This is a genomic window from Kitasatospora sp. NPDC058218 (genome assembly GCF_042882445.1).
Lineage (GTDB): Bacteria > Actinomycetota > Actinomycetes > Streptomycetales > Streptomycetaceae > Kitasatospora.
Genome location: NZ_JBHVWC010000028.1, coordinates 102,283 through 110,434 on the forward strand (window position 1 = coordinate 102,283; position 8,152 = coordinate 110,434).

7 protein-coding genes are annotated in these 8,152 nt (G+C 76.1%); 5 read left to right on the top strand and 2 right to left on the bottom strand.

Features of this window, described 5'->3' with window-relative positions:
• The first annotated feature begins 122 nt into the window (after positions 1 to 122).
• From ACFVYI_RS19555 to ACFVYI_RS19565, 3 genes are all read left to right on the top strand, one after another.
• Positions 123 to 1,412, top strand: a complete 1,290-nt coding sequence (locus tag ACFVYI_RS19555; RefSeq protein WP_387887055.1) for a M48 family metalloprotease — start codon at positions 123 to 125, stop codon at positions 1,410 to 1,412.
• A gap of 133 nt (positions 1,413 to 1,545) precedes the next feature.
• Positions 1,546 to 1,968: a MarR family winged helix-turn-helix transcriptional regulator gene (locus tag ACFVYI_RS19560; protein ID WP_387887058.1), complete on the top strand. Its 423-nt coding sequence runs from the start codon at positions 1,546 to 1,548 to the stop codon at positions 1,966 to 1,968.
• A gap of 145 nt (positions 1,969 to 2,113) precedes the next feature.
• Positions 2,114 to 3,301: a PP2C family protein-serine/threonine phosphatase gene (locus ACFVYI_RS19565; RefSeq protein WP_387887060.1), complete on the top strand. Its 1,188-nt coding sequence runs from the start codon at positions 2,114 to 2,116 to the stop codon at positions 3,299 to 3,301.
• Between the two features lie 49 nt (positions 3,302 to 3,350).
• Here ACFVYI_RS19565 and ACFVYI_RS19570 read toward each other — a convergent pair whose 3' ends face one another.
• Both ACFVYI_RS19570 and ACFVYI_RS19575 read right to left on the bottom strand, forming a co-directional pair.
• The gene (locus ACFVYI_RS19570; RefSeq protein WP_387887063.1) at positions 3,351 to 4,784 is read right to left on the bottom strand and encodes an ABC transporter substrate-binding protein; all 1,434 of its coding nucleotides are present in this window, start codon (positions 4,782 to 4,784) and stop codon (positions 3,351 to 3,353) included.
• Entirely contained in the window at positions 4,775 to 5,371 is a 597-nt protein-coding gene (locus tag ACFVYI_RS19575; protein WP_387887066.1) for a hypothetical protein, read from the bottom strand. Before ACFVYI_RS19575 ends, ACFVYI_RS19570 begins: the two co-directional genes overlap by 10 nt.
• A gap of 146 nt (positions 5,372 to 5,517) precedes the next feature.
• Here ACFVYI_RS19575 and ACFVYI_RS19580 point away from each other — a divergent pair, with 146 nt between their 5' ends.
• Positions 5,518 to 6,201: a hypothetical protein gene (locus ACFVYI_RS19580; protein ID WP_387887069.1), complete on the top strand. Its 684-nt coding sequence runs from the start codon at positions 5,518 to 5,520 to the stop codon at positions 6,199 to 6,201.
• Between the two features lie 13 nt (positions 6,202 to 6,214).
• On the top strand, positions 6,215 to 8,152 hold a 1,938-nt coding region (locus ACFVYI_RS19585), incomplete at its 3' end, for an ABC transporter permease (RefSeq protein WP_387887070.1).

Below are 8,152 nucleotides of genomic sequence, written 5' to 3' on the forward strand. Positions count from 1 at the left end.
CCCGGCAGCCGCCGGCCGGCGACGCCCGCCGGGCGACCGGCGGACGCTTCCGGACGGCAACGCAGGGCACCGACACCTCAACAGGTACCGACACCTCACAGACAACGGATGACAGCCGACAGATGACAGACCCGGTCAGCCCGACTCCGGGCTCAGCGATCCCGGCCCCGGGGGCCGGCACCACCGCACCCGACTTCACTCCCGACCAGCGCGGCCGGGGCCGCGCACTGCGCCGTGCCCAGCTGCCGTGGGCCCTGGGCGGGCGGCTGGCCGGTCTGGCACTGGCGCTGCTGCTCGGGCTGACTCCGGCCGGGGCCGCTCTGGTGACGGCCGCCGGCGACCTGTTCGGCGGCTCGCGGACGGCCGAGGTGCTGGCGGGGGCGGCCGTCCTGGTCCTCCTCGGCCGGGCGGCGCAGCTGCCGTTCGCCGCCGGTGGCCGGACGGTGCGGGCCCGGTACGGGCTGGTGACCCAGGGCTGGGGCGGCTGGGCGGTGGACGTCGTGCGCGGGCTGGCCCTGGGCCTGGCCCTGACGCTGCCGCTGGCGTTCGGGCTGTTCGCGCTCACCGACCGGTCGCCGGACCGCTGGTGGCTCCCGGCGGCCGGCGCCGCGGCGCTGCTCACGGCGGCGCTCTCCTTCCTCTATCCGCTGCTGGTGGAGCCGGTCTTCAACCGCTTCGGCCCGATGCCGCCAGGGCCGCTGCGCACGGCCCTGCTCGCGCTCGCCGACCAGGACGGCGTCCGGGTGCGGGACGTCCTGGTGGCGGACGCCTCCCGGCGGACGACGGCCCTCAACGCGTACGTGTCCGGCCTGGGCGCGACCCGGCGGATCGTCGCCTACGACACGCTGCTGTCCACCGCCGAACCGCGGGAGGTGGAGCTGGTGGTGGCGCACGAGCTGGGGCACGTGAAGCACCGGGACGTACTGACCGGCACGCTGCTGGGCGCGGCGGGGGCGGCCGTGGTGGTCTGCCTGCTCGGTCTGCTGACCGGCTGGGGCCCGCTGTTGTCGGCGGCGGGGGCGACCGACGCGGCGGATCCGCGCGCGCTGCCGCTGCTGGCGGCCTGCGCGGCCCTGCTGAGCGCCCTGTCGGGGCCCGTCCAGTGCGCGGTGAGCCGCCGGATCGAGGCACGGGCGGACCGGCACGCCCTCGAACTGACCTCGGATCCCGAGCAGTTCATCGCCATGCAGCGCAGACTGGCACTGGCCAACGTGTCCGATGTCGACCCGCCCCGGGTGCTTGAGCTACTGTTCGCCACTCATCCGAGTGCGACCCGCCGGATCGCGGCCGCCCGCGCCTGGCAGGCCGCGGCCGCCGCCGGTGCCCGGGACGGCGGGGCACCGGACACCGGGGCCCGGAGCGACGGAGCTCCGAACGGCGGAGTCCCGGCCGACGGACCCCGGGCCGGCTGAGCCCGCCCCGGTCACGCGGCCCGCCGCGACCGACGCGGGGCCGGCGCAGCGGAGCGCGACAGCGGGCGGCAGAGCGCGACAGCACCGAAAACCGTTGTATAGTGCAACAAATTACCGAGGAGGTAGGACCGCCGTGCCCGGCCGCGAGACATCGATCGACATCATCCAGCGCGAGCTGACCGCCTTCGCCCGGCGCGCCCGGCACAAGGCCTCCCAGCTGCACCCGGACCTCTCCCTGGTCACCTACAGCATCCTCGACCTGATCAACGAGCGCGGTGGCTGCCGGGCCGCCGACGTCGCCTCGTACTTCATGCTCGACAAGTCCACCGTCAGCCGCCAGGTCACCGCGCTGGAGAAGCTCGACCTGCTGCGCCGCGAGACCGATCCGGACGACCAGCGCGGCCAGATCCTGCGCGCCACCGAGGCCGGCCTGACCCTGCTGCGCGTGGCCGGCGAACAGCGCCGGATCGCCTTCACCGCCCGCTTCACCGACTGGTCCGACGACGACGTCGCCCGCTTCGCCGGCTACCTCGCCCGCTACGGCTCCGAGGACTGAGCCGCCCGGAGCCCGGTCGCGCCGGTCACGGCCCGACCGTCGGGCGCGCCGGGGTGCGGGGCCCCGGCTCCGCCCTGCCCGCCCCACCCGCACCGGCCTGCGCGCCGGGGTGCGGGGCACCACCCGGACGGTGTACAGAGGAGAGGTGCCACTTCGGCCGCGTCCCCGTGACCGCCGCCCGTCGTGGCGGCCCGGCCGCCACGCGCTGACGGCGCTCCCGCTCGCGCTGATCGTCGTGATCACCGTGGTGGACATCCTGTCGCCGCCGGCGATCCACCTCGGACCGCTGCTGATCGTCGCCCCCGCGATCACTGCCTCCTTCGCGGGCGCGCGGACCACCGCCCTCGTCGCCCTGCTCGCGCTCGCCGCCCTCACCGTCATCGGCATCCTGCGCGACGGCCTCACCACCCCCAACCACGAGACGCAGCTCGGCGCGCAGATCGTCGTGTCGGCGCTGATCGTCGGCCTGCGGGTGCTGCGCGACCGCCACGAACGGGAGCTGGCCCAGGTCCGCTCGGTCTCCGAGGCGGCCCAGCGCGTCCTGCTGCGCCCGCTGCCGGACCGGATCGGGCAGCTGCGCCTCGCCTCCGTCTACCTCGCCGCCGAGGCCGAGGCGCAGGTCGGCGGCGACCTGTACGCGGCGGCCCGCACCGCCGGCGGCACCCGGCTGCTGGTCGGCGACGTCCGCGGCAAGGGCCTCGCCTCACTCGGCGACGCCGCCCTGCTGCTGGGCGCCTTCCGCGCGGCCGCGCACCTGCACGCCGACCTCCCCGAACTCGCCGGCTATCTGGACGGCAGCGTCCGCTGGGGCCTCGCCCAGCTCGGTGAGCAGCACCGCGACGAGCAGCGGGACGGCGGGTCCGGACGTGACGGCCGGCCGGGCGCGGGCAGCGGCGCCACCGGGGAGGAGGCGGACGACAGCGGCGAGTCGTTCATCACCGCCGTCATCCTGGACATCCCGGACGACGGCTCGGTGATCCGCCTGATCGACTGCGGCCACCCGCCCCCGCTGCTGCTGCGCGGCGGCGGCGTCACCGCGCTGAACGCCCGCCTTCCCGCACCGCCGCTCGGGCTCGGCGAACTGGTCCCGGGCTCCTACGAAGTGGACGAGTTCCCCTTCCTGCCCGGCGACCTCCTGCTGATCTACACCGACGGCGTGATCGAGGCCCGCGACGCCCGGCGGCGGTTCTACCCGCTCGCCGAGCGCCTCGCGGCCTGGCCCGCCGGCCCGCCGACCGCCCTGGTGGAGCACGTGCGCCACGACCTGCTGGCCCATGCGGGCGGACGGCTGGACGACGACGCGGCGATCGTGGCGGTGGAGCGCCTCCGCTGAGGCCACCGCGCGGCCGGCGGCCGCCTCATCCCCGGCGGCCGGGTGCCCGTCACGGCCGGTAGGGCAGTTGCGGCACCTCGAAGCAGGTGGTCTCCATCGAGGCCACCTGGGTGACCCAGCCGCCCCGGCCCCCGTAGGCGGTGTCCTGCCAGCGGGCGGCGTTCAGGCAGGCCCGGGTCGGCCCGGTCGGCGGAGGCTGCGGGACGAAGGAGGCGGGCAGGATCAGCCCGTGCGCGTCGTACGGCTCGGCGCGGTTCATGAACCGTTCGACGCAGGCCCGGGTGAGTTCGGCGCCGCAGGAGTCCATCGCGTCGGTGAGCCACTGGGCGCCCGCCCAGCCCTCCAGCTCCCAGGCCGAGAGCAGCGGCTCGCGGTCGGGGTAGTAGCGGGCCATCGCGGTGCGGAAGTCCCGGACCGCCGGGTCCTGCACGTCCTCGTAGTTGAGGCTGGCGGAGGTCGCCCAGAGCGCGCTGCGGCAGTCGGGCGAGGACCGGTAGTCGGTACCGACGGTCTGCGACCAGTTCTGGACGTTGGTCGCCTTCGCCGTGACCCGCACCCCCGCCTCGTCCAGCGCCCGGCAGAGCGCCGCGTTGCCCCGGGTGTCCATGGCGTCGAGGAGCAGCTGCGAGCCGTCGGCGCGGACGGCGGCGGCCACCGCCTGGAAGTTCGGGAGCGCGAAGTCGACCGTCTGCATCAGCACGCGGTAGCCCTCCGCCTCCAGCCCGGCCTTCAGCTGGGCCGCGTAGCGGGCCGAGTCGGCCTGGTTGTAGGCGACCACGGCGGCGCTGGTGGTGCCCAGCCGCTCGGTGAAGAACCGGAACGCCTCGGGGGTCTGGTAGAGCGTCCCGTTCCAGCCGACGGCCTGTCCGTCGCGCGGCGCGCTGCTGCCGTAGATGCCGTAGAGGTGCGGCCACCGGTCGTACGCGGTGCCGATCGGCTGGCCGCCGATGTCCGGCACGCCCTTCCCGCTCACGTAGGGCGCGCCGGCGTAGTCGAGCACGCTGCCGGAGACGAAGGCGAAGACGTGCTGCTGGTCGATCAGCCGGTGCACGCAGTCCTGGTTGCCGATGCCGCTGCCGCCGTCGTCGCAGGTGACCAGCTTGACGGTGCGCCCGTGCAGCCCGCCCCGGTCGTTGAGGGCCTGGACGAAGGCCTGCGCCCCGTAGCGCGGACCGCTGAACACCTCGCTGCCGACCGGGCTGGTGAGCGAGGTGACGATGCCGATCCGGATCTCCGTCGCCGTGACACCGGTGTCGGAGGCGGGATTGGCCCCGGCGCCGGTGCTCGCGCCGGCCGGCGTGGGGCGGTGGGTGAAGGCGCTCACCGGCAGCCGGGTGCCGCAGGCCGTGGCGGCGGCGAGCAGCAGGGCGGTGAGGGCCGCGCCCGCGCAGCGGGCCGTGGCCCGGTGTCGGACGCGGCGGGCGGGCCGCCGACGCGGGGGTGCCTCGGCGGCCCGGCGGGACGGCGGAGCCGTCAGCTGCATCCGGGGACCGGGGTGCCGCTCGCGGCGCCGGCCTGGGTGAGCAGGCCGCAGAGCGAGGAGCGGGAGACCTTCCAGGTGCCGTTGTCGAGGACGGCCTGACCGGTGGCACTCGGCTCGATCACGGTGCCCTGGAGGGAGAGTTCGTAGGTGACGGTGGCGTCGGTCGGCGAGGTGAACGACACGTTCGTGACCTTGGCCTTGACCTGGCCGACCCGCGGGTCCTGCGAGAAGCCCTCCAACGCCGGGAGCAGCACGTCACCGTTCTGGAGCAACGAGGCCTTCTCGGGGATGGGGGTGGTGGGGTCGAAGAACTTCTCCCAGTTGGCGGTGACCTCGTTGGTCGCGGTCGCCGGATCGGCGGGCGCGGTGGCGCCGGCACTCGCGCTCCCGCTCGCGCTGATGCTCACGGTCGCCGAGGCCGTCCCCGGGAGGGAGACCGACACCGAGGCCGACCCCGAGGCCGTGGAGCCGGAGGTGCTGCTGCTGCACCCGGCCACCGCGCCCACCAGCAGCAGCGCGAGCAGCACGCCCGCCGACCGCAGGACCGGGCCACCGCCCCGACGGGAGCCGCTCTGCCTTACGCGCATGGTGTTCCTCTCGACGAACTCGGCTCCCACCGCCCGGGTGCGGCACCGACCACTGGGGTGCACCGCGCTGGCCGGTGGGCCGATCTCCGGATGCTGTTCCAGGCCGTTCCTGGAAATGTCGCACGTGACACCATCAAGGCGGATTCATGGACGAATCGCAATCCGGGGGCGAAAGGCCGCATACCGCCCCGAAGGGGGCGGACGAGCGGCCCGGCTCGGGGCCGCTGCGCTCGGCCGCCCGCGCGGTGCGCACGGCCCGGGGCGCCCGCGAGTGGCCCGGCTGGACGCTCGCCGCCGCCGGGGCGGCCCTGTGCGTCCTGGGCTGGTACGGGGTCTCCGGTGAGGCCTTCGTCGAACAACAGATCCCCTACCTGGCCTCCGCCACCGTCCCGGGCGCGGCCCTGATCGTGGCGGGCATCGTGCTGGTCGCCCTGCGCTCACCCGGCCGGCCCCCGGCCGCGCCGCCCCCGCCCGCCCCGGGCGACCTGACGGACCGACGGGTCGAGCGGCTCTACACCCTCCTGGTCGAACCCGATGAACCTGATGAGCCCGATGAACCTGATGAGCCCGGCGAACCTGATGAGCCCAGCGAACCGGACAGGCCGGACGGCTCCGACGGGCCCGCCACGCCGACGGGGACCGGACCGGTCGCCCTCGCCGACGGCACGCTCTACCACCGGCCCGGCTGCCCGCTGGTGAGCGGCAAGCACGGCGCGGAGCCGGTGGACGCCGCCGCCGTACGGGCACGGGGGCTCACCCCCTGCCCGATCTGCGAACCGGACGGGCCCGGACCCGCTGGTCACGCCGGACCCACCCGCCCGGCCGGCTGAGGCGGTGCCGCCCGTGCCCGACACCCCTCCCCTCGACTCCCTCGGCCTCACCGTCGACCTCGCCCTGGCCGGCCTCACCGTCGGCAGCGCGGCCGCCCTCAGCGGGATCGGCCTGGTCGTCTGCCACCGCGCCACCGGCGTGCTCAACCTCGCCCAGGGCGCCCAGGCGATGCTCGTCGCCTATCTGCTGCGCGACCTGGTGGTGGTGCGGCACTGGCCGGTCTGGCCGGCCCTCGCCTGCTGTCTGCTGCTGGTCGCGCCCGCGCTCGGGGTGCTGCTGGACGCCCTGGTGTACCGGCCCCTGCAGCGGCGCGGCGCCGGCACGGCCGAGACGATGGTCGCCGGTGTCGGCGTGTTCGTGCTGCTCATCGGGGTGGTGGTGCTGGTCTGGGGCACCGCTCCACTGAGCGGCGCGCCGTCCCCGTTCGGCGCCGCCCCGATCGCGCTGCCCGACGGGCACACCCTGCGCCCCGACACCGTGGCCCAGCTCGTCGCCATCCTGGTGCTCGCCCTGACGGTGGCCGCCACGACCCGCTTCACCCGGTTCGGGCTCCGGCTTCGGGCCGTCGTCGACGACCGCCGGCTGGCCCGGCTGGCCGGGGTGGACGCCGACCGGGTCTCGGCGGCGGGCTGGGCGTTCGGCTCGTTCACCGCCGGCCTGGTCGGCGTCGCCCTCGCGCCGTACCTGCTGCTCGACCCGTACGGGCTGCCGCTGTTGGTGATGGAGACGATGGCGGTCGCGGTGGCGGCGCGGTTGCGCAGCATCCCGGTGGCGGTGGCGACCGGCCTCGGTCTCGGGATCGCGCAGGCCGAACTGGCCAGGCTGCGCCCGTCCGGCCAGTTGCTGCCGCTGGTCCAGGCGGTGCAGGCCAACCTGTTCGTGGTGGCGCTGCTGGCCGCCGCCCTACTGGCCGGGCCGCGGATCACCGGCCGGTCCGGTGACCGCGCCCCGCTCGCCGCGCGCGGACCGGCGGGCGGCGGCCGGGCGGCCCGGGCGGTCTGCCTGGTGCTGCTCCTGCTGCCGCTGGGCTTTCGCGACAACGACCTGCGCAGCGCGCTGCTGGTGCCCGCGCTGGCCCTGGTCCTGCTCTCGATCGTGGTGGTGACCGGGTACGGCGGGCAGATCTCGCTCGGCCAGGCCGGGTACGCGGGGCTGGGCGCGCTCGGCACGGCGCTGCTGATGTCCGGGCGGATCCCCTTCGTGCCTGCCCTGCCCGCCGTGCCCGCGCTGCTGTTGGCGGTGCTGGCGACCGCCCCGCTGGGGCTGCTCACCGGCTGGCCGGCGATCCGGCGGCGCGGGCTGGCGCTGGCGCTGGTCACCTTCGCGGTCGGGACGGCGATGAGCCGCTTCGTCTTCCAGCAGCCGTACGCGACCACTGGGCTCACCCTGGACCGGCCCGCCTTCCTGTCCGGCGACCGCGCCTTCTACCTCGCCGAGCTGCTGCTGCTCGGGCTGGGCCTGCTGGTGGTGCGCGTGCTGCACCGGGGGCGACTGGGCCGGGCCCTGACGGCTATGCGCGACCACGAGCCGGGCGCGGTCGCGGCGGGCGTGAACGTGCCCGGGCTGAAGCTGTTCGCCTTCGTGGCCGGGGCGGCGCTGGCCGCGCTCGGCGGCGCGCTGATGGGCCTGGCCGGGCGGGCCTTCGACCCGGCCTCGTTCGATCCGGTGCGCGGGCTGCTCTGGTTCGCGGCGGTGGTGGTGGCCGGCGCGGACAGCGCGCTCGGTGCGGTGCTGGCCGCCGCGCTGCTGATCGGCCTGGACGCGGGCACGGTGGCCGGGGTGTCGGCGGTCGCGGTCGGCCTGCTGGCGGCGGCGATCGGCCGCCTGCCGGGCGGCCTGGCCGGGGTGGTGGCCCGGGCGGCCCGCCGCCGCCCGGCGGAACCGGCCGCCGCGCCGGCGCCCGGGCGCCTCACCCCGGCCGGGCGCCGGGTCCGCGCCCTGCTCGCCGCC

Excerpts from the sequence above, each read along its gene's own strand:
- ACFVYI_RS19555 (WP_387887055.1), top strand. The coding sequence starts at position 123 with ATGACAGACCCGGTCAGCCCGACTCCGGGCTCAGCGATCCCGGCCCCG.
- ACFVYI_RS19570 (WP_387887063.1), bottom strand. The coding sequence starts at position 4,784 with ATGCAGCTGACGGCTCCGCCGTCCCGCCGGGCCGCCGAGGCACCCCCG.
- ACFVYI_RS19575 (WP_387887066.1), bottom strand. The coding sequence starts at position 5,371 with ATGCGCGTAAGGCAGAGCGGCTCCCGTCGGGGCGGTGGCCCGGTCCTG.
- ACFVYI_RS19580 (WP_387887069.1), top strand. The coding sequence starts at position 5,518 with ATGGACGAATCGCAATCCGGGGGCGAAAGGCCGCATACCGCCCCGAAG.